Annotated in this window: 1 protein-coding gene and 1 pseudogene; both read left to right on the top strand. The window is 46.9% G+C overall.

The annotated features are described in order from the left end of the window. Nucleotides 1-618 (top strand): annotated as a pseudogene (gene gidA, locus R8O70_RS26305) (tRNA uridine-5-carboxymethylaminomethyl(34) synthesis enzyme MnmG); the annotation flags it as partial. Beyond that, nucleotides 618-1,032: 16S rRNA (guanine(527)-N(7))-methyltransferase RsmG (gene rsmG, locus R8O70_RS26300; protein WP_318184599.1), on the top strand; the 415-nt coding region annotated here is incomplete at its 3' end. The pseudogene gidA and the gene rsmG, both read left to right, overlap by 1 nt.

Below are 1,032 nucleotides of genomic sequence, written 5' to 3'. Positions count from 1 at the left end.
CGCATGTTCACTTCTCGCGCGGAATACCGCCTATTGCTTCGAGAAGACAACGCCGACCTTCGTTTGACAGAAAAAGCTCGTGAACTTGGCTTGATTGATGATGTTCGTTGGGCGCGTTTCAACGAAAAAATCGAGAACATGGAAACCGAGCGTCAGCGTCTGAAGTCTACTTGGGTAAACCCAAACTCGGCGGGCATTGATGAACTGAACAAACTGCTGAAAACGCCAATGGCGCGTGAAGCAAGTGGTGAGGATCTTTTGCGTCGTCCAGAGATCTCATACTCACAATTGACTCAACTTGATGCCTTTGCTCCTGCTCTTGAAGATCAACAAGCGGCAGAACAAGTAGAAATTCAGGTGAAATACGACGGTTACATCAAGCGTCAGCAAGAAGAGATCGAAAAATCACTTCGCCACGAACACACAAAACTGCCTGCGGATTTGGATTACAAAGACGTAAAAGGTTTGTCGAACGAAGTGGTTGCGAAACTGAGCGAAGCCAAACCGGAAAGTATTGGCATTGCTTCGCGTATTTCCGGCATTACGCCTGCAGCGATTTCAATTCTTCTTGTGCATCTGAAGAAGCACGGCTTGCTGAAAAAAGGCGAGGAAGAGTAATGAGTGCACTACGAACCAAGCTTGATTCACTGATTGCACAGACCGATTTAGACGTTTCAGAAAAACAACGAGAGCAGTTAGTCGGTTACGTTGAGCTGCTCGATAAGTGGAACAAAGCGTACAACCTAACTTCGGTTCGCGATCCTTTAGAGATGTTAGTGAAACATATCCTTGATAGCATCGTGGTCGGCACGCATCTGCAAGGTGAACGTTTTATCGATGTGGGCACTGGCCCAGGATTGCCAGGTATTCCTTTGGCGATCATGCATCCGGAGAAAACGTTCTTTCTGCTCGATAGCCTCGGTAAGCGCATCCGTTTTATCAAGCAAGTTGTCCACACGTTAGGTTTGAAAAACGTGACACCAATTCAAAGTCGCGTCGAAGAATTCCAACCGGAAGAAAAATTTGATGGCG

Source organism: Vibrio sp. 779(2023), assembly GCF_033344285.1.
GTDB classification, from domain to species: domain Bacteria; phylum Pseudomonadota; class Gammaproteobacteria; order Enterobacterales; family Vibrionaceae; genus Vibrio; species Vibrio alginolyticus.
The sequence above is the reverse complement of the archived record's forward strand: the minus strand, read 5'-3'. Positions and strand labels throughout refer to the sequence as shown.